This window comes from Stakelama saccharophila, assembly GCF_032229225.1.
GTDB classification, from domain to species: domain Bacteria; phylum Pseudomonadota; class Alphaproteobacteria; order Sphingomonadales; family Sphingomonadaceae; genus Sphingomonas; species Sphingomonas saccharophila.
In genome coordinates, this window is sequence record NZ_CP135076.1 from 1,853,824 (window position 1) to 1,879,121 (window position 25,298).

At 64.6% G+C, this 25,298-nt stretch carries 23 protein-coding genes; 11 read left to right on the forward strand and 12 right to left on the reverse strand.

The features are described 5' to 3' along the window. Positions 1-21: 21 nt before the first annotated feature. The 5 genes from metG to mazG are packed head-to-tail and all read left to right on the forward strand — an operon-like array spanning position 22 to position 4,484. Positions 22-1,584, forward strand: coding sequence for a methionine--tRNA ligase (metG, locus tag RPR59_RS08585; protein ID WP_313913070.1), 1,563 nt, complete (start codon positions 22-24; stop codon positions 1,582-1,584). Further along, complete coding sequence (locus tag RPR59_RS08590; protein WP_313913072.1) at positions 1,581-2,360, forward strand: TatD family hydrolase; 780 nt, start codon at positions 1,581-1,583, stop codon at positions 2,358-2,360. The genes metG and RPR59_RS08590 overlap by 4 nt, the downstream gene beginning before the upstream one ends. After that, complete coding sequence (locus RPR59_RS08595) at positions 2,357-3,121, forward strand: MBL fold metallo-hydrolase (RefSeq protein ID WP_313913074.1); 765 nt, start codon at positions 2,357-2,359, stop codon at positions 3,119-3,121. Before RPR59_RS08590 ends, RPR59_RS08595 begins: the two co-directional genes overlap by 4 nt. Further along, complete coding sequence (locus tag RPR59_RS08600; RefSeq protein WP_313913077.1) at positions 3,118-3,726, forward strand: retropepsin-like aspartic protease family protein; 609 nt, start codon at positions 3,118-3,120, stop codon at positions 3,724-3,726. Before RPR59_RS08595 ends, RPR59_RS08600 begins: the two co-directional genes overlap by 4 nt. Positions 3,727-3,752: 26 nt before the next feature. Further along, entirely contained in the window at positions 3,753-4,484 is a 732-nt protein-coding gene (gene mazG, locus RPR59_RS08605) for a nucleoside triphosphate pyrophosphohydrolase (RefSeq protein WP_313913079.1), read from the forward strand. Here mazG and hflX read toward each other — a convergent pair. The 7 genes from hflX to dusB form a co-directional block, all read right to left on the reverse strand. Further along, a complete protein-coding gene (hflX, locus tag RPR59_RS08610; protein ID WP_313913082.1) occupies positions 4,465-5,763 on the reverse strand; it encodes a GTPase HflX in 1,299 nt (432 codons plus the stop codon). The two genes, mazG and hflX, sit on opposite strands and share 20 nt — an antisense overlap. Next, positions 5,760-6,251, reverse strand: coding sequence for an RNA chaperone Hfq (hfq, locus tag RPR59_RS08615; protein ID WP_313913083.1), 492 nt, complete (start codon positions 6,249-6,251; stop codon positions 5,760-5,762). The genes hflX and hfq overlap by 4 nt, the downstream gene beginning before the upstream one ends. A gap of 125 nt (positions 6,252-6,376) precedes the next feature. Further along, positions 6,377-7,759 (reverse strand): nitrogen assimilation response regulator NtrX, encoded by a 1,383-nt coding sequence (gene ntrX / locus RPR59_RS08620; RefSeq protein ID WP_313913085.1) that lies wholly within the window; start codon positions 7,757-7,759, stop codon positions 6,377-6,379. Between the two features lie 3 nt (positions 7,760-7,762). Further along, entirely contained in the window at positions 7,763-10,012 is a 2,250-nt protein-coding gene (locus tag RPR59_RS08625; RefSeq protein ID WP_313913087.1) for a sensor histidine kinase NtrY-like, read from the reverse strand. Between the two features lie 103 nt (positions 10,013-10,115). After that, on the reverse strand, positions 10,116-11,537 hold the full coding sequence (ntrC, locus tag RPR59_RS08630) for a nitrogen regulation protein NR(I) (protein ID WP_313913089.1): 1,422 nt from the start codon (positions 11,535-11,537) through the stop codon (positions 10,116-10,118). After that, positions 11,534-12,649 (reverse strand): two-component system sensor histidine kinase NtrB, encoded by a 1,116-nt coding sequence (locus RPR59_RS08635; protein ID WP_313913092.1) that lies wholly within the window; start codon positions 12,647-12,649, stop codon positions 11,534-11,536. Before RPR59_RS08635 ends, ntrC begins: the two co-directional genes overlap by 4 nt. After that, entirely contained in the window at positions 12,625-13,623 is a 999-nt protein-coding gene (dusB, locus tag RPR59_RS08640; protein ID WP_313913094.1) for a tRNA dihydrouridine synthase DusB, read from the reverse strand. The genes RPR59_RS08635 and dusB overlap by 25 nt, the downstream gene beginning before the upstream one ends. A 95-nt stretch (positions 13,624-13,718) precedes the next feature. Between dusB and RPR59_RS08645 the strand changes: the two genes are divergently transcribed. Genes RPR59_RS08645 through RPR59_RS08655 form a run of 3 tightly spaced genes read left to right on the forward strand, consistent with a single transcriptional unit; the run spans position 13,719 to position 15,968 of the window. Beyond that, the gene (locus RPR59_RS08645) at positions 13,719-14,867 is read left to right on the forward strand and encodes a bifunctional 2-C-methyl-D-erythritol 4-phosphate cytidylyltransferase/2-C-methyl-D-erythritol 2,4-cyclodiphosphate synthase (protein WP_313913096.1); all 1,149 of its coding nucleotides are present in this window, start codon (positions 13,719-13,721) and stop codon (positions 14,865-14,867) included. A gap of 23 nt (positions 14,868-14,890) precedes the next feature. Continuing rightward, positions 14,891-15,427: a hypothetical protein gene (locus RPR59_RS08650; protein WP_313913098.1), complete on the forward strand. Its 537-nt coding sequence runs from the start codon at positions 14,891-14,893 to the stop codon at positions 15,425-15,427. A 4-nt stretch (positions 15,428-15,431) separates the two neighbouring features. Then, positions 15,432-15,968: a CinA family protein gene (locus RPR59_RS08655; RefSeq protein WP_313913101.1), complete on the forward strand. Its 537-nt coding sequence runs from the start codon at positions 15,432-15,434 to the stop codon at positions 15,966-15,968. Here the strand turns inward: RPR59_RS08655 and RPR59_RS08660 are convergent. Both RPR59_RS08660 and lipA read right to left on the reverse strand, forming a co-directional pair. Next, positions 15,893-16,390, reverse strand: a complete 498-nt coding sequence (locus tag RPR59_RS08660) for a type II toxin-antitoxin system RatA family toxin (protein ID WP_313913103.1) — start codon at positions 16,388-16,390, stop codon at positions 15,893-15,895. The two genes, RPR59_RS08655 and RPR59_RS08660, sit on opposite strands and share 76 nt — an antisense overlap. 13 nt (positions 16,391-16,403) lie before the next feature. Beyond that, positions 16,404-17,330: a lipoyl synthase gene (gene lipA / locus RPR59_RS08665; protein WP_313913105.1), complete on the reverse strand. Its 927-nt coding sequence runs from the start codon at positions 17,328-17,330 to the stop codon at positions 16,404-16,406. A gap of 66 nt (positions 17,331-17,396) precedes the next feature. On the opposite strand from lipA, the gene RPR59_RS08670 reads away from it, so the two are divergent. Further along, complete coding sequence (locus RPR59_RS08670) at positions 17,397-18,026, forward strand: carbonic anhydrase (RefSeq protein ID WP_313913107.1); 630 nt, start codon at positions 17,397-17,399, stop codon at positions 18,024-18,026. A 166-nt stretch (positions 18,027-18,192) separates the two neighbouring features. Here the strand turns inward: RPR59_RS08670 and aspS are convergent, their stop codons facing one another. Further along, positions 18,193-20,025: an aspartate--tRNA ligase gene (gene aspS / locus RPR59_RS08675; RefSeq protein ID WP_313913109.1), complete on the reverse strand. Its 1,833-nt coding sequence runs from the start codon at positions 20,023-20,025 to the stop codon at positions 18,193-18,195. Positions 20,026-20,142: 117 nt separating this feature from the next. Here aspS and rnd point away from each other — a divergent pair, with 117 nt between their 5' ends. Then, positions 20,143-21,318, forward strand: a complete 1,176-nt coding sequence (gene rnd / locus RPR59_RS08680; protein WP_313913111.1) for a ribonuclease D — start codon at positions 20,143-20,145, stop codon at positions 21,316-21,318. Continuing rightward, positions 21,315-21,623, forward strand: a complete 309-nt coding sequence (locus tag RPR59_RS08685; protein ID WP_313913112.1) for an I78 family peptidase inhibitor — start codon at positions 21,315-21,317, stop codon at positions 21,621-21,623. The genes rnd and RPR59_RS08685 overlap by 4 nt, the downstream gene beginning before the upstream one ends. On the opposite strand, the gene RPR59_RS08690 is transcribed toward RPR59_RS08685, so the two are convergent. Together RPR59_RS08690 and RPR59_RS08695 are read right to left on the reverse strand one after the other, a co-directional pair. Continuing rightward, positions 21,610-23,118: a Ppx/GppA phosphatase family protein gene (locus tag RPR59_RS08690; protein ID WP_313913115.1), complete on the reverse strand. Its 1,509-nt coding sequence runs from the start codon at positions 23,116-23,118 to the stop codon at positions 21,610-21,612. The genes RPR59_RS08685 and RPR59_RS08690 overlap by 14 nt on opposite strands. Continuing rightward, positions 23,115-25,298 (reverse strand): RNA degradosome polyphosphate kinase, encoded by a 2,184-nt coding sequence (locus RPR59_RS08695; RefSeq protein ID WP_313913117.1) that lies wholly within the window; start codon positions 25,296-25,298, stop codon positions 23,115-23,117. The genes RPR59_RS08690 and RPR59_RS08695 overlap by 4 nt, the downstream gene beginning before the upstream one ends.

Sequence of the window (25,298 nt, forward strand, 5' to 3'; positions counted from 1 at the left end):
GCGATGTTCTAGGGACGCGCCATGGCCAAACCCTATTATATCACCACCGCCATCCACTATCCCAATGGCCGGCCGCATATCGGCCATGCCTATGAAATGATCGCAGCCGATGCCGTCGCACGGTTCCAGCGCCAGGCGGGTCGCGATGTGCGGTTTCAGACCGGCACCGACGAGCACGGCCTGAAAATGGTGCAGACCGCGCGCGACCGCAACATTCCCGTCCGCACGCTCGCCGACGAAATGTCCGGATATTTTCGTGTGATGGCCGACGGTCTTGACATTGGTTACGATCGGTTCATCCGCACCGTCGAGCCCGCGCATTATGCCGCCAGCCAGACGATCTGGAAGGCGATGGAGGCATCGGGCGATCTGTACCTGGACCGCTATGAGGGCTGGTATTCGGTGCGGGACGAAGCGTTTTACGAGGAAAAGGAGCTTCAGCCGGGAGAAGGGGACGTGAAACTTTCGCCACAGGGAACACCTGTGGAATGGACGTCCGAGGAGACCTGGTTCTTCCGCCTGTCAAAATATCAGCAGCCTCTGCTCGACCATTACGCCGCCAACCCCGATTTCATCCGTCCCGAAAGCCGGCGCAACGAAATCATGCGTTTCGTCGAGGGCGGCCTTTCCGACCTGTCGGTGTCGCGGACCAGTTTCGATTGGGGCGTGCCCGTACCCGACAGCACGGGCCATGTGATGTATGTATGGGTCGACGCGCTCACCAACTATATCAGCGGTGCTGGCTATCCCACGGACGAAACGGCGTTTTCAAAGTGGTGGCCGGCCGATCTTCACCTTATCGGCAAGGACATTGTCCGATTCCATGCGGTTTACTGGCCGGCCTTCCTGATGTCCGCGGGATTACCTTTGCCGCATCAGATATTCGGCCATGGGTTCGTCCTGAACCGCGGCGAGAAGATGTCGAAATCGACCGGAAACATCGTCGACCCGATGGATCTGGCGCGCACCTACGGGGTTGATTCGCTGCGCTATTTCCTGTTGCGCGACATCAGTTTCGGCCAGGACGGGAGCTATTCCGAGGAAGCGATCGTCACCCGCGCCAATGCGGATCTGTCGAACAGCTTCGGCAACCTGGCGCAGCGCACATTGGCATTCATCGCCAAGAATTGCGGTGGCGAGCTACCGGGGGAAGGGCGGTCGGAGGCGGTCGATGCCGACCTTCTGACGACTGTCGGAAGCGCGATAGAGAGCTATCGCGGCGAATTCGAGAAGCTGGCGCTGTCCCAGGCTACCGAAGCCTGGATGCGAGGTGTTTTCGCCTGCAATCAGTACATCGATGCCCAGGCTCCCTGGGCGTTGCGCAAGAACGACCCGGCGCGGATGCAGGCAGTTCTGCGGACGCTGGTTCTCGCGATCCGCGACCTCGCCATCGCGATCCTGCCGGTCATACCGCGCTCGGCCGACAAGCTGCTCGACCAGCTCGGCATCACCGCGCGCGGCCATGCGGCACTCGGCGATCACACCTGGTATGACGCCGCGCGCGGGGCGGGGTTTCGGATCGCGCCGCCAAGCCCCATCTTCCCGAGACTGACAATCGCTGAAACGGAGGACAGTCCGGCATGAAGCTGGCCGACAGCCACTGTCATCTGAATTATGAAGGACTGGCCGAGCGACAGGCCGAAATCCTGGATCATGCCCGTGCACAAGGCATCGTCGCGATGCTCAACATCGCCACGCGGGAGAATGAATGGGATGCGGTGCTGGCCACCGCCGAGCGCGAGGAGGATGTCTGGGCGACAGTCGGCATCCATCCCCATGAAGCGGACCGGCATCCGGATGTCGATACCGCGAAGCTCGTCGCGCGCGCGCAGCATCCGCGCATTGTCGGCATCGGTGAAAGCGGCCTCGATTACTACTATGACCATTCCGACCGCGAGCGTCAGAAGGCCGGTTTCCGCAGCCATCTTGCGGCCTGCCGGGAAACGCAACTGCCGATCGTGGTGCACACCCGCGATGCCGAAGAGGATACCGCGGCGATCCTGACCGAGGAGATGGAGAAGGGGGCCTTTCCCGGCGTTATCCATTGCTTCACCGCGAGTTCAGCCTTCGCTCGCACTGCGCTCGATCTCGGCCTGTACATATCGCTTTCCGGTATCGTCACGTTCAAGAACGCGAAGGACCTGCAGGAAACGGCGAAGACATTGCCGCTCGATCGGCTGTTGATCGAAACCGATGCGCCTTTCCTCGCGCCCGTGCCGCATCGCGGCAAGCCCGGCGAACCGGCTTTTGTCGCCGATACCTGTCGGTTCCTTGCGGAACTGCGCGGGGAGAATGCGGAAATGCTGGCCGATCGCACGCGCGAGAATTTCCACCGCCTGTTCGCGAAAACGCGCGCGTGAAGATACGCATTCTCGGTTCCGGCACGTCCTCCGGCGTGCCGCGTATCGGCAACGACTGGGGCGCGTGCGATCCTGCGGAACCGCGAAACCGCCGTAGCCGGGCGTCCATGCTCGTCTCGACGGAGACGACCCGAATCCTGATCGACACCAGCCCCGACATGCGGGAACAGTTGCTCGCGGCCGAGGTTGATACGGTCGACGCAGTGATCTGGACGCACGACCACGCCGATCACTGTCACGGCATCGATGACCTGCGACAGGTGTTCCATGCGCTCGGGCGGCCGGTGCGCGGGCTGGCCAGGCCGGAAACGTGCCGGCGGATTTCGGAGCGGTTTGACTATGTCTTCGCCGGGCGGCCCGGCTATCGTCAGACTGCGACGATCGACATCCTGCCCAATGAAATCCGCATCGGCGATATTACCGTGCGCAGCGTCGACCAGCCGCACGGCACCATATATTCCGCCGGACTTCGCTTCGAGCACGGCGGAAAGGCGATCGGCTATGCGACGGATTTCAACGAGATGACGCGCGATATGCAATTCTTGTATCAAGATCTTCGGATCTGGATCGTGGACGCGCTCCGTCGGCGGCCGCATCCCACGCACCCGCATCTGGACCAGGTTCTGGAATGGGTTCGGGATTTCCGGCCCATTCGTGCCGCGCTGATGCACATGGATAATTCCATGGATTATCGCAGTCTGCGCGCGGAACTGCCGGCGCATGTCGAACCCGGCTATGACGGACTGGAATTGACCGCATGAGCAGCGCCGGGACGCTCAACATCCTGTTCTATATCCTGTTGCTCGTGCTCGTCCTGAGCGCACTGAGCACGCGGCGGTTGAGCGCGACCATGTTCCTGAAGTCGCTGATCGGCTGGGCGGCGATCGCGGCGATCCTCTATGTCGCGGTGGACCATCGGCGCGATATCGTGCGGCTGGCGGCCGGAATTGGCATAGGCAACCAGAAGATCGCCGGTGATACGACCCGCATCCGCCAAAGCAGCGACGGGCATTTCTGGGCACGGGTGGAGTTGAACGGCGTCGAGCGGCGCATGCTGATCGACAGCGGCGCCACCATCACCGCGCTTTCCAAGTCGACGGCGGATGCCGCGGGCATTGAGGCGGGCTCTGGATTTCCGGTCCTGTTGAACACGGCGAACGGCATGGTGGAGGCGCAACGCGGAACGATCGACCATGTGGTGCTGGGAAATCTCCGCATGGACGATCTCGACGCCGTGATCGCGCCGAGCTTCGGCGATCTCGATGTGATCGGAATGAATTTCCTGTCGCGGCTCGGGTCCTGGCGCGTGGAAGGTGATACCCTGATCCTCGAGCCCGAGGCCCCTGCCAATTCCGACTCTACTTAACATAATGTATATTATCGGACGTACGGATGGATAGGCTTGTCAAAATCATGGAGCGGCTTCGCGACCCCGTTCGCGGATGCGAATGGGACCGCGTGCAGACCTTCGCTACGATCGCGCCCTATACGATCGAGGAAGCCTATGAGGTTGCCGATGCGATCGAGCGTGACGACATGACTGCGTTGAAGGATGAACTTGGCGATCTGCTGCTTCAGGTCGTTTTCCATAGCCGCATGGCGCAAGAACGCGGCGCCTTCGCCCTGAGCGATGTCGTCGACACCATCAGCGACAAGATGGAACGACGCCATCCGCACATCTTCGGCGATGCCGATCGCTCCCCCGGATGGGAAACCATCAAGGCGGCCGAACGCCGGGCGGATCGACGGTTCGGAGCCCTTGCCGGCGTGGCGCTGGCATTGCCGGCCCTGCAGCGTGCGGAAAAGTTGCAAAAACGTGCGGCTCGCACCGGGTTCGATTGGCCGGACCCCGACGGCGCGAGGGCGAAGATCGACGAGGAGATGACCGAAGTTGCCGAGGCGGGCCCGGAAGAGCGCGCAGAAGAGATTGGCGACTTGCTGTTCGCGGTCGTCAATTGGGCCCGGCATCTGGGCGTGGAACCCGAAAGCGCGCTACGGGCGGCGAATGCGAAGTTCCAGCGCCGCTTCGAAGCGATGGAGGACGAAGCCGGCGAACGCTTTGCCGATCTCGAACTGACGGAGAAGGAAGCGCTCTGGCAGCGCGTCAAGCGTCGCGGTGGGTGAAGCGGCCATGATCGCGCGGCGCCATCCGAACGTCGTAGACCGCTTTTTCCCCTTCCAGCCACTGGTCGAGCACCTCGCCATGGGCGTGCAGCCAGGCAGCCGATGCGCCGTCGCCGGCGGGCAATTCGATCCGATACCGGCGATGGGCGGCGGTGAGCGTGGCGCCCACCGTCTCGATCAGCGTATCCACCCCTTCCCCGCCGAGCGCCGATAGCGCGACGACGTCATCGCGACGCTGCGCCAGTGCCAGAATCTCCTCCTGCCGTTCCGCGGGCAGCAGATCGATCTTATTCCAGGCCTCGATCCGGGGCGTGACATCGGCGCCGGCGACCCCGATCTCGCTCAGAACGGCTTCCACATCGTCGCGCTGCGCCTCCGTATCGGGATGGGCGATGTCCCGCACATGGATGAGCAGGTCCGCTGAAACCACCTCTTCCAGCGTCGCCTTGAACGCGGCGACGAGTTGCGTCGGCAGGTCGGACACGAACCCCACGGTGTCGGAGAGGATTGCCTTGTCGGTGCCCGGCATCGGGACCTGCCGCAGCGTCGGGTCCAGGGTGGCGAAGAGCAAATTCTCCGCCATGACGTCGGAACCGGTCAGACGGTTGAAAAGCGTCGACTTTCCCGCATTGGTATAGCCGACAAGCGCAATCACGGGCCATGGCGCCCGCTGCCGCCGGTCGCGGTGGAGCGTGCGCGTGCGGCTGACCTGGTCCAGCTCCTTGCGCAGGCGTGCCATGCGATCCCGGATGAGGCGACGATCCGCCTCGATCTGTGTTTCGCCCGGACCGCCAAGAAACCCGTAACCGCCGCGCTGACGTTCGAGATGGGTCCAGCTCCGCACCAGGCGTCCCGCCTGATAGTCGAGATGCGCCAATTCCACCTGCAACCGCCCTTCCGCGGTCGCGGCGCGCTCACCGAAGATCTCGAGGATCAACCCCGTTCGGTCGAGCACCTTGCAGCCGAGCGCGTTTTCCAGATTGCGCTGCTGCACCGCGGACAGTGGAGCATCGAAGACGGCGAGTTCCGCCTCACGTTCCGCGATCGTCGCGGCGAGCGCTTCGACCTGTCCGCTGCCCAGCATCGTGGCCGGGCGCGCCTGACGAACGCGAAACGCGATGCGCCCGCAAACATCGACGCCGATGGCCTCGGCGAGGCCGGCCGTCTCCGCCAGACGTGCGTCGCTGTCCCGCGGCGACCCGCCCAGATCGGGCAGCACCACCACGGCACGCGCACCCCGGGCGAAATCCCCGGTTTCGCGATCGAAGCCGGTGCTCAATCCTTCTCCAGCGCGGCTTGCTCGTCCGCCAGATTGAGCTGGTTCGCAGGCTGGATCGTCGAGACCGCGTGCTTATAGACGAGCTGCGACATGCCGTCGCGCTGCAACAACATGCAGAACAGGTCGAACGCCGCGATCTGCCCTTGCAGCATGACGCCGTTGATGAGGAACATGGTGACCGGTTCCTCGCCCTTTCGCACGGCGCTCAGGAAGACCTCCTGAAGCACGGCGCTGCGCTGCGGCTGATCGGCGGCATCGGCGATGATGTCACTGAAATCGACGGTCCCCGACGGCATCACCGTCGAAATGGCGTGCTTGTAGACGAGCTGCGACTGGCCGTCGCGGCGCAGCAGCACGGAGAAATTGTCGAACCACGTCACGATGCCCTGAAGTTTCACCCCCTTCACCAGAAACATGGTGACCGGCGTCTTCGAGCGACGAAGCTGGTTGAGGAAGAGATCCTGGAGCGAACTATGCTTTTCCGGCACGATCGACCTCTGTTCTTGGCGGCTTTCGCCGCGGTTGCGCCGCTATCCGGCGTCGGATTGTGCGCGCCCGAACGGCGCGAAACACCAACTTAGGGATTGGAGCCCGCCGCGTCCACTCGTCCCGCTCAATTGCCGTCCCGGGAATCGTTGATTCCCAGCAATTTCAGCTTTCGGTGCAGCGCCGACCGTTCCATGCCGATGAAACTCGCCGTGCGCGAAATGTTACCGGAAAAACGGCGGATCTGGACGCGCAGATATTCGCGTTCGAAGGTTTCGCGGGCTTCGCGCAGCGGCGCGCCCATGATAGCGGGCGCGGCCAGGCCGCCATTGCCGTCGGCCTGATCGCCCAACACCTCGGCCGGCAGCAGATCGACGTCGATGCGTCCGATCCTGTCTCCGGGCGCCAGAATGATGGTGCGTTCCACGACGTTGCGAAGCTGACGAACGTTGCCGGGCCACTCATAGGATTGCAGGGTCACCATCGCCTCGGGCGCGATTTCCGGCGTGGGAACACGGCGAACGGCGGCATAATGAGCCGCGAAATGCTCGGTCAGGGCGGGAATATCCTCGCGCCGCTCGGTCAGCGGCGGAATGGCCACCGGCACGACGTTGAGGCGATAGAACAGGTCCTCGCGGAACCGCCCCGCCGCGATCTCCTCGCCCAACTCGCGAGCGGTGGCGGAGACGACGCGAACATCCACCTTCACCAGACGCTGACCGCCGACCCGGGTGAAGCTCTGGTCGGTCAGCACGCGCAGGATGCGCGCCTGGGTGGCGATCGGCATGTCCGCGATTTCGTCGAGGAACAGCGTGCCGCCATGCGCCTGTTCCAGCACGCCGGGATGGACGAGGTCGCCGCCCTGTTCCAGGCCGAACAATTCCTCTTCGACGCGCTCGGGGTCCATCCGTGCGGCGCTCACCACCATGAACGGGCCCTCGGCACGCTGGCTCCAGCTATGCAGCAGCCGGGCGGCGACTTCCTTGCCGACGCCGGCGCCGCCGGTGATCATCACGCGGCTGCCGGTCTGGGCCACACGTTTCAGCGTCGCGCGGACATTGTTGATGGCCGCCGAACTGCCCGTCAGGTCTTCCTCCCGCCCGGCCGTGGCGCGCAGCGAGGCGACCTCGCGGCGAAGGCGTTCGGTTTCGGTCGCACGTTGCACCATCAGCAGCAGGCGTTCCGCCTCGAACGGCTTTTCGATGAAATCGGCCGCTCCCTTGCGGATCGCGGCCACCGCGGTGTCGATATTGCCATGACCGGAGATGACGAGCACCGGCATCGACGGGTCGCGCCGCTTCAGTTCGTCGAGTAGGTCGAGCCCGTCCAGACGCGAACCCTGGAGCCATACGTCAAGAAGCACCAGCGACGGCCGACGCGACGCGATCGCCTCCAGCGCCGCGTCGCTGTCCGCGGCGCTGCGGGTCTCGAACCCCTCGTCCTCCAGAACGCCTGCGACCAGCTCGCGGATGTCACGCTCGTCATCGACTACCAGTATGTCCAGTTTCATGGCTTATGCGCCCTTGTTTCTCGTTAATGCCGGCCGGGGGGTCTCGCCCTCTCCTGCGGCCTGCGGTCCGGCTTCTTCCAGACCGGCGAGCAGCGCGGCGTCAAAGTCGATCCGCACCAACGTACCTCCGCCCGGCCGGTCGGAGAAGGTGATGGTGCCGAAATGCTCCTCGACGATCTTCTTGACGATGGCGAGGCCCAGCCCCGTGCCGCGATCGCGCGTCGTCATATAAGGTTCGACGATCCGGTCGCGTTCGACCGGCAGACCGATGCCGGTATCGGCGACCGTAATCGTCGTCGCGCCGGTTTCCGCCTGGGTGATGGCGATCCGGACTTCGCCTTCGTCGCAATCCTCGCGCGCCTGCACGGCCTCGACCGCGTTCTTGACGATATTCGTCAAAGCCTGGCCGAGCTGGCGCCGGTCGCACACCAGATGCGGCCCCGGATCGTCATGCTCGACGACGAAATCGACACCCGAATGCGCCACCTCGTGCAGAAAGACCGTCTGGCGAACGATGTCGACCAGCGATTCGTCGCGGAACACCGGCTTGGGCATGCGCGCGAAGGAGGAGAACTCGTCCACCATCCGCCGCAGGTCGCCCACCTGGCGGATGATGGTGTCGGTCAACCGGGCGAAGGTCGTATCCTCCGCATCGACATTGCGGCCATAGCGACGCTGCAACCGTTCCGCCGCCAACTGGATGGGGGTGAGCGGATTCTTGATCTCGTGGGCGATGCGCCGGGCGACGTCGGACCATGCGGCCCTGCGCTGGTCCAGCAATTGCTGCGTGATGTCGTCGAAGGTGAGGATGCGGTTATTCTCGTCCGCCGTCACCTTCACCGCCAGCGTTCGCGCCTCGCCGCCGGCGGTGAGCTGGATGATGGTCTCACTCCCCTCTCCTGCCAACGCGGTCGCCAGTTCGGGCGAAACGTCGGCAAGCTGGCTGCCGACCGCCTGTTCCTCGCCGATATGCAGCAGGTCGGCTGCCGAGCTGTTGATCAGACGGATCGTGCCGTCGGCCGCGATCGAGATGACGCCGGCGCTGACCCCGGCCATGACCGCCTGGACGAGCGCGTGGCGGCTTTCGATCTGGTCGTTGGCGGCAACCAGTGCGCTCGTCTGCTCCTGCAGGCGTTCGGTCATGCGGTTGAAGGCGCGCGCGAGCGTGCCGATCTCGTCGTTCGACCGCGGCAACGGCACGCGCGCCGTCAGGTCGCCGCCGGTGACGCTTCGCGCCGCGCCGACCAGTTCGTTGATCGGCCGCAGCAACCGATCGGCGACGGCGAAGGCCACCGCCGTCGATATGCCCAGCAGGATGATCGCGATTCCGTACAGCGCGCCGTTGAACTTGAGCTGCAGCGACCGCGCCCGGTCCTGAAGCGTGGCATATTCGGACAGCAGCTTCTGCGCGCCGATCTGCTGCTTGTTCAGAAACTCGGCATTCACGCTGGTGCCGACATAGAGGAACAGGTGCTTCGTTTCGGGTACGTCGGTTACCAGCCAGACCGTGTCCTTGCCCAAATCGACATAGGGCTTTTTACCACCCTTTACGATGTTCAGGATGTTGGCATCGACCCGCTTCTGGAAGTTCTCCGGACTCGGCGGATCGAAATAGTCGAGAACCTGGACCTTTTCGTTCTCCGTCCTTCTGAACAGGATGACCTGTTCGAAGTTCCGGTAATAGGTCTGTCCCAGAAGATAGTCGTGAAACTGGTCCGAATCGACGGGAATGCCGTGCGCCTTGGTGGAAAGGTCCTTGGCCATCGCCCGCCCTTCATTGGCCCATTTCAGAATGATCTGCTCCTGAGCCTCGCGCACCATGTTCATGGAGGTGCCGAACGCATTGCGCGCCCGGTCGGAAAGCCAGAACTCCACCCCCGATTGAAAGATGACCGACGCCGCGATGACGGTCAGGACGATCGGCACGCTCGCCACGATGGAGAAGATGGCCACCAGGCGCGCCTGCAATCGTCCGCGCTCCCGCCCCGAGGAATAGCGCTTGGCCCGGCGCATCGCCAGGCGCCGCCCGACCAGCATGGTCAGCAGCAACATGGGAACCAGGTTCGCGAGAAGGAGCAGCGCCGCGATGGCGGGTGTCAGCAGGCGATCTTCCGACGCCGAGTCCTGAATCGTCCAGAATGTGATCAACCCCGCCGCGATCGTGAGGAGGACCACCACGATCTCGACCAGCATGACGAGGCGGTCGCGACTTATTGCTCGGCCCTCGCCGCCGGGGTGATCTTCACCGACCATGTGCCCTCATTACAACAGGCGCGTGGCACAAAAAACACGTTTTTCGTGAAATTTCGACAATTTGTCGGTTCGGCAGCGCGCAGAGCACCCGGCTACGCCGCGATCAGAGCATTCCGAAGCTCTGAAGACGTTTGCGCAGCGTATTGCGATTGATGCCGAGAGCACGCGCCGCACGCAACTGGTTGTTGTCGTTTCGCTCCAGCATGGCCTCGATCAGCGGGCGTTCCACTTCCGCGATGATCCGGTTGTACAACGTACCGTCGTCGAGCGCACGCGGATCGTGTTCGTGCAGGTGAAGCAACCTCGCGCGGACCGCCGCCGCAATGCCGGCCGCTTCCGCAAGCGGGGGCGTGCCGGCCGCCGTCGCCTCCCCCAACATCGGCCGCAGGTCTCCTGCCGAAATTGCCTCGTCGCGGGCCAGCACCGCGGCGCGCCGCATCAGATTCTCCAACTCGCGCACATTTCCCGGCCAGGAATGGCGTTCCAGCAGGGGCGCGACGTCCCGGTCGATACGCTTGCGCGGCAGGCCTTCCTGCGCGGCCTTGTCGAGAAAGTGCCGGGCGAGCAGGACGATGTCCTCGGGGCGCTGGCGTAGCGGCGGCAACGCGACCGGCACCACGTTCAAGCGATAGAACAGATCTTCCCGGAACTGGCCGTCGGCAACCCGGCCGGCGAGATCCTTGTTCGTCGCCGCCACAATGCGCACGTCCGCCCGGATCGTGCGCGCACCCCCGACCGTCGTGAACTCGCCCGACTGGAGGACACGTAGCAGGCGCGTCTGCGCCTCCATCGGCATGTCGCCGATCTCGTCCAGGAAAAGCGTCCCGCCCGACGCCTGCTCGAATTTCCCGGCGGATCGCGCCTGCGCGCCGGTGAACGCGCCGCGCTCGTGCCCGAAAAGCTCGGCCTCGATCAGCTCGCGCGGAATAGCCGCCATGTTGAGCGCAATGAAGGGAGCATGCCGCCGCGGCCCGAGGTCGTGAATGGCGCGCGCGACCAGTTCCTTGCCCGTGCCCGATTCGCCGGTAACGAGCACCGTCAGATCGTTCGGCACGATCCGCGCGATGACGCGATAGACCTCCTGCATGGCGGGCGAACGACCGATCAGCGGATTGGCGTCGTCGCCGAGCAGGTCGGGCGCGGCGAGCGGCTCCCCGCCCCGCCCCAGAGCGCTGTCGACCGTTTCGGCCAACTTGTCGAGATCGAACGGTTTCGGCAGATAGTCGAAGGCCCCGACCTCGTTCGCGCGAACCGCGGTCGAGAGCGTATTTTTTGCCGACAGCACGATGATCGGTAGGGCGGGATGGGTCTGTGCCAATGCCGCGACGACGTCCAGCCCGTCGCCGTCCGGCAGCACGACGTCGCTCAGCAGGACATCGGGTTCGCGCTCGGCCATGGCCGTTCGCATCGCCGCGATGGTGCCGACGGCGCGCACGGCGTACCCGGCACGGCGCAATGCCGCCGAAACGACCGTGCGGATCGCGGCGTCGTCGTCGACGACGAGAATATCGACAATTTCCGTCATCCCGTCGCCCTCGGCAGGAACAGCCGGAATACGCTCATCGGCGTGCCGCCATGCGCTTCGCGGGAATATTGCACCATGCCGCCCATGTCGCGCGCCAATTTCTCGACCAGCGGCAGACCAAGCCCCTTGCCCTCCGGCCTGCCCGAAACGAAGGGTTCGAACAGGTGATCGACGATATCCTCCGGCGCACCGGGGCCGTTGTCCAGAATCGCGATCTCCAGCGGCAACGGCCTTCGCGGCGATCCCGCCCCTGCACTCACCGACATGCCGTGGCGATAGGCGGTGGCGATCGTGATCCGGCCATCCTCGATCCCGGCTACCGCCTCACTGGCATTCTTGAGCAGGTTAAGCAGCACCTGTTGAAACGCATCGCGGTCGATGAGCACATCGGGAAGCGAGGGATCGAACTGTTCGTCGATCGGGATATCGCGCGCAAAGCCTGCCTCGGCTACGCGGCGGACATGGGCGAGCAGCGGATAGATGTTCGCCCGCCGCAGATCGAGCGGGCTGGTATCGGTGAAATCCTCCATCCGGTCGATCAGCGCCGCGATGCGGTCGACCTCGCTGGTGATGAGCGAGGTCATGGCGTCGGCGTCGTCCGCACCGGCGGCGACAAGCTGTGCCGCACCGCGAATGCCCGAAAGCGGGTTCTTGATCTCGTGCGCCAGCATGGCGGCCGCCCCGACCGCGGCACGGGCGCCCGCCGAACGGTCGATGCCGTAGCCCGGCCTGCGTCCGCCGGGCGCATGATGAAGCGTGACGATCCGCCACCCGTCATGCTCGGCCATCAGCGATTCGACGAAATCGATCTTGATGGTGTTCCCGCGTGCCAAGCGGATGTCCGCGTCGAAGGCGGCAAAACCCAGTTCCGGCCGTCGATCGGCATATCCGGCCGGCGGCGCCAGGATCGAATCGAGGCGTTGGCCGATCATGGCCCGTTCCGACATGTTCATCAGATGCTCGCACGCCGTATTGGCTCGGGCGATGCGATCCTCGGGATCGATGAGCAACAACGCCACCGGAAGCGCGGAGACGATATCGGCAGCGCCCGGCCCGGCGTCGCTCGCCGCACCCGCACCCGCCGGCGTCAGGCCGCTGCTTTGCTGCGCCACGGAGCGTAGAAATCCGCCAGCATCCGCAGCACCTCGCGCGGGTCCGGCACCTGGTTGACGCGGTTGCGGAACTCCGCCGAGCCGTGCAGGCCGCGGGTGTACCAGCCGATATGCTTGCGCGCGCAATTCACGCCGACTTCGACGCCATAATGTTCGAGCATCGCTTCATAATGCTCTACGATCGTTTGATATTGCTCATCCAGACCGGGATCGGCGAGACGCTGGCCGGTGGTGAACCAGTGCATCATCTGACCCAGCAGCCACGGCTTGCCATATGCGCCCCGCCCGATCATCACGCCGTCCGCGCCCGATTGTGCCAGCGCCTGCTCCGCATCCTCGATCGTGCAGATGTCGCCATTGGCGATGACGGGCACGGTCACCGCGTCCTTCACCTTGCGAATGAAGGCCCAGTCGGCGCTTCCCTTGTACATCTGGCACCGCGTGCGGCCATGGACGGTGATCATCTTCACGCCCATATCCTGGGCCGCACGCGCCAGTTCGGGCGCGTTCAGACTGTCATGGTCCCAACCCATGCGCATCTTCAGCGTCACGGGGACCGACACCGCGTTCACCGTCGCCTCGATCAGACGCTTGGCGAGGTCCGGCTCACGCATCAGGGCCGAACCGGCATAGCCGTTCGTCACCTTGCGCACCGGGCAGCCCATGTTGATGTCGATGATGGCGGCGCCGCGATCCTCGTTCAATTTCGCCGCCTCGCCCATCTCCTTTGGCGTATTGCCGACGAGCTGCATCGAGACCGGCTCCTCGATCGGGTCCCACGCCGCCTTGCGGATCGACTGCCGGGTTTCCCGGATCGCCGCCTGGCTCGCGATCATTTCCGTCACGTTCAAACCCGAGCCGTAGCGCCGCACGAGCCTGCGAAACGGCAAGTCCGTCACGCCCGTCATGGGCGCGAGCAATACCGGAGAATCGATCCGGACGGGGCCGATCTGGATGGGAGCGAGTTTCGTCATTACGATGTGCCTGAAAAACAGGCAGCCGTTTACGCGAGGTGCGTTCCTTTCGCAAGGCTGGCGGCAAGGCGCCGCTTGCGCTAACGCGCCGCACCATGAACGCGCATCGAACCGTCGGGCTGATCGTGGCCGCCGGGCAGGGAAGCCGGGCGGGCGCAGCAGGCCCCAAGCAGTTCATCACCGTCGCCGGCCGGCCGATGGTGACGCACAGCCATGCCGCCATGACGTCACATCCCGGGATCGACGCTGTTCTGGTGGTACGCGGCGCCGGTCAGGAAGAACGGTTGCGGAGCGCGATCGGCGCGATCTGCTGGTCGGTCGAAGGCGGCGCGACGCGGCGCGAATCCGTCCGTGCCGGACTGGAAGCGATCGCCGCGGACGGTGGAGCGGCGCGAGTCCTCATCCACGATGCGGCGCGTCCCTTCCTGCCGCATACCGTGATCGATCGCCTGTTGTCGGCGCTGGGTGCGGGCGACGCTGCGGTGCCCGTGCTTCCCGTCGCCGACACGATCGCGACGGCAGGCGAAACACTTGGCGACGTCGTTCCGCGGGAGACGCTGGCGCGCGTGCAGACACCGCAGGCATTTTCCTTCGACCGGATTCTGGCGGCGCACCGTTCCTGGCCCGACAATGCGGAGGCGAGCGACGATGCGCAGATCGCGCGCGCGGCCGGCATCGCGGTTGCGGTGGTCGCCGGCGATCGCTTCCTGGAAAAGCTGACATACCGGGAAGATTTCGCCGCCGTCGAAGCGAGCCGCGCGATGCGTGTGCGTACCGGGCTGGGTTTCGACGTGCATCGGCTGGAGCCGGGCGAAGAACTCTGGCTGGGCGGCATCCTGATCCCCCATGACCGCGGCCTGTCAGGCCACAGCGACGCCGATGTCGCATTGCACGCCATCACCGACGCACTGCTCGGCGCCGCGGCGCAGGGCGATATCGGCAGCCATTTCCCGCCCACCGATCCGCAATGGCGCGGCACGCGTTCCGACCAGTTCCTGCGGCACGCCGCATCGCTTGTGGAGGAGCGCGGCGGCGTCATCGACTTCATCGACCTGACCCTGATGTGCGAAGCGCCGAAGATCGGCCCGTTTCGGGACGCTATGCGCGGCCGGATCTCCGCGATATTGCGGGTGGAGCCTGCGCAGATTAGCGTCAAGGCGACGACGACCGAGCGGCTTGGATTCACCGGACGCGGCGAAGGGATCGCTGCTCAGGCGGTCGCCACGATCCGGATCGCGATCTGACGGAGATGTGCATGCGCAAGGCAATGGCGACCCTGATCGCGCTGATCGCCCTCGGCGGCGCGACCGCATCGCGGGCGGCGGATGCGTCGAACCAGTGCCTCGCCAGGGGTGATGCCGCGGCGCTGGTTCAGGCGATCGCACCGGACCTGCTGCAGGCCGCAGCGCGAAAGTGCAGCGCGACCCTGCCCCCGGACGCACTGCTCACCCGCCAATCCGGCGCTCTGATGAGCAAATATCGTCGCGCCGCCGCCGGTGCCTGGCCGGGGGCGCGGCGCGCACTGCAACAAGTCGCCGGGCCGGAGATCGGCGGCATGCTGGAGGGGCCGCTGGCCCAGAGCATCGTCGGTCCGCTGCTGGCGCCGATGTTTACCCAGAACGTGAGTGCGGCGGACTGCGCCGACCTCAACACCATCGTTATGATGATCGAACCCCTCCCGGCGGAAAATCTGGGACGGCTGTTCGTTGCCGTCTACGACATGGCGGACCGCAATCGCGCAGCAGACGCGACCGATACCGGCCTGGTCATGCCGTTTCATCTTTGCCATCCCAAACAGGGTTGATCCCATGGAAACCATTCTCCCCGCATCGCTAGTCGATCTCGCCAGAAAGGTCGTCGAGACCAATCGCGAGGCCGGCCGCCGCATCGCCGTCGCCGAAAGCTGCACCGGCGGCCTTGTCAGCGCCGCGCTTACCGAGATTCCGGGATCGTCCGACGTGTTCGAAGCCGGATTCATCACCTATTCGAACGAAGCGAAACGCGAACTGCTCGACGTCAGCCTCGATTTGCTGGAAACGTTCGGCTCGGTGTCGGTGGCGGTCGCCTGGGCGATGGCGCAGGGCGTTCTCGACGAAACCGAAGCCGATGTCGCCGTCGCGGTCACCGGGATCGCCGGGCCGGATGGCGGCACCGAAAAGAAGCCGGTCGGAACGGTGGTTTTCGCGCGTGCGAAAAAGGGCGCCGACCCCAAGGAAGTCATTGCCGATTCGCGCAATTTCGATGACGAGGGGCGCGGCTCGGTGCGGCTTCAGGCCGCGTTGTGCGCGCTGGAACTGCTGATGCCGGGTTCGGAACCGCTCTCGCCCTCGGACGGTGCGCCGTAAAGCTCTGCCGCCCGCGTTTCGAACGCACCGATCATCTTCCTGAGCGCGCGGTCGAACACCTGACCGGCCAGCATTTCGAACATGCGGTTCTTGAAGGCGAAGTCGACGCAGAAATCGACGCAGCAGCCGCCTTCCCCGTCGGGCCGGAATTTCCAATCATTGTTGAGATATTTGAGCGGCCCGTCGAGATAGTCGACATGGATATGTTCCGGCCGCTCCTTCTGCACCTTCGACGTAAAGGTCTCGCGCAAGCCCTTGAATCCGACGATCATGTCGGCAACCATTTCGGTGTCGCCGTTCGAGCGGACGCGGATCGCCGTCACCCAGGGCAGGAACTCGTCATAACGGCCGACATCGGCCACCATGTCGAACATCTGTTCCGGCGTATAGGGAAGATGGCGCGTTTCGGAGTGCTTCGGCATGATATGGCGCGCGTCAGGCCCCTGCCCTGGCGAGCTTCGCCTCCCGCGCGGCCTGCATCTTCTCGAAGTCGTCGCCGGCATGATAGCTCGACCGCGTCAGCGGAGAAGACGCCACCATCAGGAACCCTTTGGCCCGCGCGATGCTGGCGAAAGCGTCGAATGCCTGCGGCGTGACGAAATCCATCACCTTGGCATGCTTCGGCGTCGGTTGGAGATACTGACCCATGGTCAGGAAATCGATGTCGGCCGAACGCATATCGTCCATCACCTGATGCACTTCCAGCCGTTCCTCGCCCAGGCCCAGCATGATGCCGGACTTGGTAAAGATCGACGGATCGAGCGCCTTGACCTTTTCCAGCAGGCGCAGCGACGCATAATAACGCGCGCCGGGGCGAATCGTCGGATAGAGGCGCGGCACCGTCTCCAGATTGTGGTTGAACACGTCCGGACGCGCCTCGACGATCATCTCCAGCGCGGCATCGACCTTGTTACGGAAATCGGGCGTCAGGATTTCGATCGTCGTATCCGGCGCTTGGGCACGTAACGCCTCGATCACCTTGACGAACTGCCGCGCGCCGCCATCGGGCAGGTCGTCACGATCGACCGAGGTGATGACGATGTGCTTCAGGCCCATCTGCACCGCGACATCGGCGACGTGCTGCGGCTCCTTGGGATCGACCATGCGCGGCATGCCGGTCTTCACATTGCAGAAGGCGCAGGCGCGCGTGCATGTGTCGCCCAGGATCATCACCGTCGCGTGCTTCTTGGTCCAGCACTCGCCGATATTGGGGCACGCCGCCTCTTCGCAGACGGTGGCGAGGTTCTTTTCGCGCATCAGGCGCTTGGTTTCCGCAAAGCCGGCGGAGGTCGGCGCCTTGACGCGGATCCAGTCCGGCTTGCGCTGGCGTGGTGGTCGGGCGAGGTCGGTGACGTCGTTCATGGCCCACCAAATAGCGATCCTCGCGCCCCCTTGCCACCCCTGCTGCACGCGCTATCAACAAACGCCATGGACGGATTTGCAAGCCTGCTCGATGGATATCGTCGTTTTCGCGGCGGGGATTACCAACGCCAGCACGAACGTTGGATCGAACTGCGTGAGGGCCAGTCGCCCCAGGTGATGGTGATCGCCTGCTCCGACAGCCGGGTCGACCCCGCGCTGATCTTCGACGTGTCGCCGGGGGAGATCTTTTCGGTTCGCAACGTCGCGAACCTGGTGCCGCCCTATGAAGAGGGCGGCGGGCGGCACGGCGTCTCGGCGGCGCTAGAATTCGCCGTGACCCAGCTCGAGGTGCCCAATGTCGTGGTCATGGGACATGGCTCGTGCGGCGGGTGCCAGGCGGCACTGTCGCGCGGGTTCAAGAATGCCCCCGAAGGCGAAGGCGGGTTTATCTCCCACTGGGTCGACATGCTCGACGAGCCGCGCGACCGCATCGTCGCGCAATATGGCGACGGGCCGGAAGCCGCGCGCGAGCTGGAGCTGGAAACCGTGCGCATTTCGCTCCGCAACCTGCGCAGCTTCGCTTTCGTCAAGGAGCGCGAAAACGCTGGAAAGCTGGCGCTGCACGGCGCTTATTTCGCGATCCGAGACGGTGTGCTGCACGTCATGAACGACCGGGGCAAATTCGCGCCGGCCTGAGCCGGCCCACCTTTCACGCGTCATTCCGACGAAAGTCGGGATCCATTCTGCGCTCCGTCGGTGTTTCGGACCGAATGCGAATGAATCCCGAATCAGTTCAGGATGACGACGGAGGTTCAGAACGAAGGGGCCGCGAAGCCACCATGGCGACGACCCTGCCTTTCCTTCATCCGGCGTCGGGAGCGACCACCGCATCGACGTCCTTCTTCGCAGCGGGCGTCCCCTGCCCCGGCTGCTCGACGATGCGGATGTTGAGTTCGCGCAACTGCTTCGCCGACACCATCGACGGTGCGCCCATCATCAGGTCTTCCGCGCGCTGGTTCATCGGGAAGGTCACGACCTCGCGGATATTGGGCTCGCCGGCCAGCAGCATCACCATGCGGTCGATGCCCGGCGCCGATCCGCCGTGCGGCGGCGCGCCGTACTTGAACGCGTTGATCATGCCGGAGAAGTTCTTGTCGACCTCCTCCTGGCTGTAGCCGGCGATCTCGAATGCCTTGTACATGATTTCCGGCCGGTGGTTCCGGATCGCGCCCGAGCTAAGCTCCACGCCGTTGCAGACGATGTCGTATTGATAAGCGAGGATGTCGAGCGGGTCCCTGGTTTCCAGCGCTTCCATCTCGCCCTGCGGCATCGAGAAAGGATTGTGGCTGAAATCGATCCGTTTCTCATCCTCGTCATATTCGAACATCGGAAAGTCGACGATCCAGCAGAATTCGAAGCGATTTTCGTCGACAAGGCCCAGTTCCTCGCCAACACGCGCGCGCGCCGCGCCGGCCAGTTTGGCCGCCTGCAATTCCTTGCCCGCGGCAAAGAACACGCCGTCATCGGGGCCGAGGCCGATCGCTTCGGCAAGCTTCTCCGTCGCTTCCGCCCCGTGATTCTTGGCGATGGGACCGCCGAACTCGCCGCCCTTGCGGGTGATGTAGCCAAGCCCGGCATGTCCCTCGGCACGCGCCCATTCGTTCATGTCGTCGAAGAACTTGCGGCTCTTTTCCGCCGTGCAGGGTGCCGGGATCGCGCGCACCACGCCGCCGCCCGCTACGATGCGGTCGAACAGGCCGAAGCCCGATCCCCTGAAATGCTCGGTTACGTCCCTGATCTCGATCGGGTTGCGCAGATCCGGCTTGTCCGAGCCGTATTTCAGCATCGCTTCCTTGTAGGGGATGCGACGGAACGGCAGCGCGGAGACCGAACGGTCGCCCGCGAATTCCTCGAACACGCCGTGCAGCACGGGTTCGATCGCGGCGAACACGTCGTCCTGGGTCACGAAGCTCATCTCGAAATCGAGCTGGTAGAATTCGCCGGGGCTGCGGTCGGCGCGCGCATCCTCGTCGCGGAAGCACGGCGCGATCTGGAAATAGCGGTCGAAACCGGCAACCATCAGCAACTGCTTGAACATCTGCGGCGCCTGCGGCAGCGCGTAGAACTTGCCGGGATGGACGCGGCTGGGAACCAGATAGTCGCGCGCGCCTTCGGGCGAACTGGCGGTCAGGATCGGCGTCTGGAACTCGGTGAAACCCTGATCGACCATGCGCCGGCGGATCGACGTGATGACGTCCGAGCGCAACTGGATGTTGCGGTGCAGCCGCTCGCGCCGCAGGTCGAGGAAGCGGTAGCGCAGGCGGATGTCCTCGGGATATTCCGCGTCGCCCGCCACCGGCATCGGCAGCTCCTGCGCCGCCGATTGCACGCTCGCCTCGGTCACGCGCACTTCCACCGCGCCGGTCGAAAGATTGGGGTTCACCGCATCCTCGTCGCGCGCGACGACCTTGCCCGCCACCGTCACGACCGATTCGTTGCGCAGGCTCTCGATCACCCCGAAGGCCGGCCCGTCGACCTCGGTCACGATCTGCGTCATGCCGTAATGGTCGCGCAGGTCGATGAAGACCAGGTCGCCGTGGTCGCGCTTCTTGTGGACCCAGCCCGACAGCCGGACTTCCTCGCCGACATGGCTGGCGCGAAGATCGCCGCAGGTATGGGTGCGGTAGGCGTGCATTATGCTTCTACTTCCTGTTGCTTGTCGCTCCGCTGAAATGCGGAAAAATCCCGGCGCCCGCGAATCCGCGTCAAGTGGTCCTTTGTCAACCCGCCCGCACGCGGTTATGGGAGAGGCATGCACATTCACGACCTGATCGAGGACAGCGCGTCCCTCGCCAACCTCTGCACGCGCCTGGCCCAGTCCTCCTTCATCACTGTCGATACGGAATTCATGCGGGAGAACAGTTACTGGCCGGAACTCTGCCTCATCCAGATCGCGGACGAAAACGAGGCGGCGGCCATCGATCCGCTGGCCACCGGCATCGACCTGACGCCGCTGCTCGACCTGATGGTCGACAACGCGGACGTGCTGAAGGTCTTCCACGCCGGCGGCCAGGATCTGGAAATCGTCTACAACATGACCGGCAAGACGCCCTATCCCCTGTTCGACACCCAGGTCGCCGCCATGGCGCTCGGCCAGGGTGAACAGATCGGCTATTCCAACCTGGTCGACGCCTATCTGGGAATCCAGGTCGACAAGGGCGCGCGCTTCACCGACTGGAGCCGCAGGCCGCTCGACAAGCGACAGCTCGATTACGCCATTGCCGACGTCACCCACCTGTCGAAGATCTTCCCCAAGATGCTGGCCAAACTCAAGAAAACCGGGCGCGGTGACTGGCTGAACGAAGAGATGGAACGCCTGGCCAATCCGGGCAACTATTACAACGATCCGGATCTCGCGTGGCGCCGGCTGCGCATCAACAGCCGCAAGGCCGACGTGCTGGGCCGGCTGAAGGCGCTCGGCCGCTGGCGCGAGTTGGAGGCGCAGAACAAGAACCTGCCCCGCGGCCGCATCGTCAAGGACGAAACGCTGGCCGATATCGCGTCCCACCCGCCGAGAAAGCAGTCCGATCTGCCCAAGGTCCGCGGCCTTTCCGGCGCGTGGGGCGGCAACGATATCGGTGCGCGCATGATGGTGGCGCTGTCGGAGGCGGAGCCGCTGGCACAGGACGAGATGCCGTCAAAGGGGGACCGCAAGCCCGCGCTGGGCAAGGACGGCGCGCTTGTCGCCGACCTCCTCAAGCTGCTGCTGAAAATCCGGTCGCGCGATATTTCCGTTGCATCCCGTCTGTTGGCCCGGTCGGACGATCTGGAGGCACTGGCCGCCGGGCAACGGGACAATTTGCCCGTCCTGCAGGGTTGGCGATACGAACAGTTCGGCCGCGATGCGCTGGCGCTGGTCGAGGGACGACTCGGCTTTACGGTGCGCGGCGGCAAGCTGAAGATGACCCGAACGGAGGAGGAAGCATGAAATCCGCAGCCGCGCTCGCACCGATAATCCTTGCCGTTACCGCCTGCGCGACGACCGCCTCGCCGCCACCGGCCGAACAGGCTCGGCCGACCCCGGACGCGGGTCAATGCGACGCCGGCGGCCTCGACGATCTCGTCGGGCAGCCGGCGAATGCGGAACTGGGCGCCAAGGCCCGGGACCGGGCGGGCGCCAGGACCATACGCTGGATCCAGCCCGGCATGGCGGTGACGATGGACTATCGTAGCGACAGGCTGAACATCCACCTCGATGGTCAGAATATGGTCGAACGCTTCAGGTGCGGATGAGGCGGAGCTCCCGCCCCATGGCGTCGGCCAGCGTCCGGTGCCGCCGTTCCACCGTCTCGCCATAGAAGACCGCGTCTTCGTCGTTCACGCAGAGCTGCAACGCACCACCGTCGATTTGCAGTGTGGAGTGCAGAAGCGGCCGCGCGAGTCCGCCGCTCCACCGCTGCCCCAGACGTAGCGCCAGTCCCCACAGGATCGCCTGTCGCAGGTCCCGCGAGGATGCCAGCGCGCCCAGCGGCTCGGGCGTATGCGCGCCGCCGCCGAAACAGGTATAGAGAGCCTGGGCCACCATCGCCCGCCCGCGCGCGTCGATCGCGACCCAGTTGCCGTGCAGGGCGATCTCCATGCCCCTTTCCGCACGGAAGTCCGGGTTGGCGGGCCAGGCGACGTCGGCGAGCAGGCAGGCCGCGAGCCGCAGCCGTTCCGTTCCGGCCTCCGCACCGGTGAAGATCGGCGCGATCCACCGGTCGAGCAGGTCGCCATGCTCGGGAAAGCGGCCCAGCCGCCGCCCCTCCTCCCGCGCGGCGACGATCAACGGGTCGTTCGCCTGCTGTTCGGGCTGCAACGCGCCGTAGAGCAGCCCCTCGCGCAGGCCGAAAGCGGACACGATCGTCCGGTCCGAACCAAGGTCCGCCAGCAGGATCGAGAGCAGCGCCGCCGCATCCCCCAGCATCGGCACCCGTCCGCTGGACAGGTGGGGAATCGCCTTCAGCTCTCCACCCGCCGTATCGGCGATGACACGCTGCAGTCGTGGAATATGGTCGATCGGCATGGAATAGCCGTGGATCACCGGCAGGGGATAGTTGCTGACATGCATGTCCAGACGCGCCAGCGCACGCCACGAACCGCCGACAAGATAGAAAGGAAGCCCGGCGCCCGCACCTCGCCATCCCGCATCGCCGAGAAGCCCGCGCGCATGCCTTTCCAGCGCCTTCTTGCCGCGCTCGCGCAAGGCCGCGATGCGTAGCACGCCCAGCGGAAACGACGCGCATTCGCCGACTGCACCGCCCCGCAGGCGGACGAGTTCCAGGCTGCCGCCACCGAGATCGCCGACGATGCCATCGGCTCCGGGTATGGCGGACAGGACGCCCCGCCCCGCCGCCGTCGCCTCTTCCACACCTGACAACAGGCGCACCTCAAGGCCCAGTTTTCGGCAATAGCCCGTCAGCTCCTCGCCATTGCTCGCATCCCGCACCGCGGCTGTTGCGACCGCGTGGACCGCGTCGACTTCCATCTCCCGCGCAAGGGCGGCGAAACGGGCAAGTGCCGGCTTGGCAATGGCGAGCGCTTCGGGCGCGATCGCCCCGCCCTCGGAAAGCCCGCGTCCTAGCCCCGCCAGCACCTTTTCATTGAACAGCACGCTGGGGGCGCGGCACGGGCCGCCATAGACGACCAGGCGGATGGAATTGGATCCGATGTCGATGATGGCGCTTCGAAGCGGCGCCGACGCCGCCTCCGGTTGCGGACGGGGAAATGCCAGCGCCGCGGTCGTCATGCCTTTTCGCTCCCGGCCGGGGGCGAATGGTGCGGCCGGCGCCGCAGCGACAGCTTCTTCGGCATCGATTCGCCGCTTTCCAGCGCCGCGCCCCGCCCGGACAGCGACGGATTGGTCATGAAATAGCGGTGCAGATTAAACGGGCGCGCGCCGGGATCGAAGCGTTCATAGGTTCCGTCCGGGTGCAGTTCCCAGCTCTGTTCACTGTCGATCAGATTGGCGACCATCACCTGGTCCAGCACCTGATCGTGCACCGTGGGATTGGTGATCGGCAGCATATATTCAACCCGCCGGTCGAAATTGCGCGGCATCCAGTCGGCCGAGGAAATGAATACATGCGCGCCATCGTTCGGCAGGGCCTCGCCGTTTCCGAAGGCATAGATGCGGCTGTGCTCCAGAAAGCGCCCGACGACCGACTTCACGTGAATATTGTCCGAAAGTCCCGGAACGCCGGGACGCAGGCAACAGATACCGCGCACCACAAGGTCCACCTCCACCCCGGCCTGACTCGCCTGATAGAGCTTTTCGATGATGGCGGGATCGACCAGCGAATTCATCTTGGCCCAGATCGCCGCCGGTTTTCCCGCCTTGGCATTGGCGATCTCCGTATCGATCAGGTTGGACAGGGTCTCGCGCATGCCGTGCGGAGAAATCGACGTGCATTCGAGCTGGGTCGGCTCGACATAGCCGGTAATGTAATTGAAGATCTGCGCCGCATCGCGTCCGATGCGAGGATCGGCGGTGAAATAGCTGAGATCGGTATAAATCTTGGCGGTCACCGGATGGTAGTTGCCGGTCCCGAAATGGCAGTAGCTGCGGAAGGAACTGCCTTCTCTGCGGACCACCATGGAGATCTTGGCATGGGTCTTCCACTCGATGAAGCCGTAGACCACCTGCACGCCGGCGCGTTCGAGCGCATTGGCCCAAAGCAGATTCTGCTCCTCGTCGAACCGCGCCTTCAGCTCGACCACGGCGGTGACGGATTTCCCGGCCTCCGCCGCGGCGATCAGCGCATTGATGACGGCCGACTGCTTGCCCGCGCGGTACAGCGTCTGCTTGATCGCGACGACATCGGGGTCCTGAGCGGCCTGTTTCAGGAAAGCGAGCACCACGTCGAACGTTTCGTACGGGTGGTGGACAACGATATCCTTGGCCCGGATCGCGGCGAAACAGTCTCCGCCATATTCACGGATGCGCTCGGGAAAGCGCGGACTGAACGGCGAGAATTTCAGGTCGGGGCGGTCTTCGTCCGACAGCGTGGAGAGGTCGCCGAGCGCCAGAAAGCCGCCGGTTTCCGTCATCGCAGTTTCGATATCGCCCAGTTCCTCCTTCAGGACGCCTTCCAGGACATGGCTGATATCGGTTTCCATCTCCAGCCGAATCACCCGGCCGCGCCGGCGGCGCTTGATCGCGCTGCGGAAATACAGGACCAGATCCTCGGCCTCTTCCTCGATCTCGATATCGCTGTCGCGCAGGATGCGGAACGCCGCCGACGATTTGACACGATATCCGGGAAAAAGCTGCGAGGAGAACCGCTTGATCAGCGTTTCCGCCGCGACATAGCGTGCGTTCGCCCCCGGCAGCCGCACGAAGCGAGCCGTCGTTGCCGGCAGCAGCACCAGTTCGCGCACCTCTACGCCGTCCGATTCCCGCTCTAGGTCGAAGATGACGCTCAGGCCCTTGTTGGGGATGAAGGGAAAGGGATGCGCCGGGTCCAGCGCCTGCGGTGTCAGGATGGGAAAGATCTGCTCGCGGAACAGGCGTTCCAGTTCGTCGGCAATGTCGCCGGTGATATCTTCCACGTCGAGAACGGCAATGCCTTCGCCGCGGACCTGCTGGCGTAGTTCCCGCCAGATCGCTTGCTGATCGTGCACCAGCCGGCTGACCTCTTCGACGATGGCCGAAAGCTGCTGGCCCGGCGTCAACCCATCGGCCGAACGCTGTTCCACCCCCTGGAGCTGTTGCCCCTTGAGGCCGGCCACGCGCACCATGAAGAATTCGTCGAGATTGGAACCCGATATCGACAGGAAGCCGATGCGTTCCAGCAGCGGGTGCGCCGTGTTGCTGGCTTCTTCCAACACGCGGCGGTTAAAGGCCAGCCAGGAAAGCTCCCGGTTGAACAAGCGATCATCCGACTCCGCCCGTTCGGTCGTGGCGCGGTTGGGAGCGGCGTAATTCAT

What these genes read in the sequence shown, in the direction of transcription:
- metG (WP_313913070.1), top strand. Translation starts at nt 22, where the DNA reads ATGGCCAAACCCTATTATATCACCACCGCCATCCACTATCCCAATGGC.
- RPR59_RS08590 (WP_313913072.1), top strand. Translation starts at nt 1,581, where the DNA reads ATGAAGCTGGCCGACAGCCACTGTCATCTGAATTATGAAGGACTGGCC.
- RPR59_RS08600 (WP_313913077.1), top strand. Translation starts at nt 3,118, where the DNA reads ATGAGCAGCGCCGGGACGCTCAACATCCTGTTCTATATCCTGTTGCTC.
- mazG (WP_313913079.1), top strand. Translation starts at nt 3,753, where the DNA reads ATGGATAGGCTTGTCAAAATCATGGAGCGGCTTCGCGACCCCGTTCGC.
- ntrX (WP_313913085.1), bottom strand. Translation starts at nt 7,759, where the DNA reads ATGAAACTGGACATACTGGTAGTCGATGACGAGCGTGACATCCGCGAG.
- RPR59_RS08625 (WP_313913087.1), bottom strand. Translation starts at nt 10,012, where the DNA reads ATGGTCGGTGAAGATCACCCCGGCGGCGAGGGCCGAGCAATAAGTCGC.
- ntrC (WP_313913089.1), bottom strand. Translation starts at nt 11,537, where the DNA reads ATGACGGAAATTGTCGATATTCTCGTCGTCGACGACGACGCCGCGATC.
- dusB (WP_313913094.1), bottom strand. Translation starts at nt 13,623, where the DNA reads ATGACGAAACTCGCTCCCATCCAGATCGGCCCCGTCCGGATCGATTCT.
- RPR59_RS08645 (WP_313913096.1), top strand. Translation starts at nt 13,719, where the DNA reads ATGAACGCGCATCGAACCGTCGGGCTGATCGTGGCCGCCGGGCAGGGA.
- RPR59_RS08650 (WP_313913098.1), top strand. Translation starts at nt 14,891, where the DNA reads ATGGCGACCCTGATCGCGCTGATCGCCCTCGGCGGCGCGACCGCATCG.
- RPR59_RS08655 (WP_313913101.1), top strand. Translation starts at nt 15,432, where the DNA reads ATGGAAACCATTCTCCCCGCATCGCTAGTCGATCTCGCCAGAAAGGTC.
- RPR59_RS08660 (WP_313913103.1), bottom strand. Translation starts at nt 16,390, where the DNA reads ATGCCGAAGCACTCCGAAACGCGCCATCTTCCCTATACGCCGGAACAG.
- lipA (WP_313913105.1), bottom strand. Translation starts at nt 17,330, where the DNA reads ATGAACGACGTCACCGACCTCGCCCGACCACCACGCCAGCGCAAGCCG.
- RPR59_RS08670 (WP_313913107.1), top strand. Translation starts at nt 17,397, where the DNA reads ATGGACGGATTTGCAAGCCTGCTCGATGGATATCGTCGTTTTCGCGGC.
- aspS (WP_313913109.1), bottom strand. Translation starts at nt 20,025, where the DNA reads ATGCACGCCTACCGCACCCATACCTGCGGCGATCTTCGCGCCAGCCAT.
- rnd (WP_313913111.1), top strand. Translation starts at nt 20,143, where the DNA reads ATGCACATTCACGACCTGATCGAGGACAGCGCGTCCCTCGCCAACCTC.
- RPR59_RS08685 (WP_313913112.1), top strand. Translation starts at nt 21,315, where the DNA reads ATGAAATCCGCAGCCGCGCTCGCACCGATAATCCTTGCCGTTACCGCC.
- RPR59_RS08690 (WP_313913115.1), bottom strand. Translation starts at nt 23,118, where the DNA reads ATGACGACCGCGGCGCTGGCATTTCCCCGTCCGCAACCGGAGGCGGCG.
- RPR59_RS08695 (WP_313913117.1), bottom strand. Translation starts at nt 25,298, where the DNA reads ATGAATTACGCCGCTCCCAACCGCGCCACGACCGAACGGGCGGAGTCG.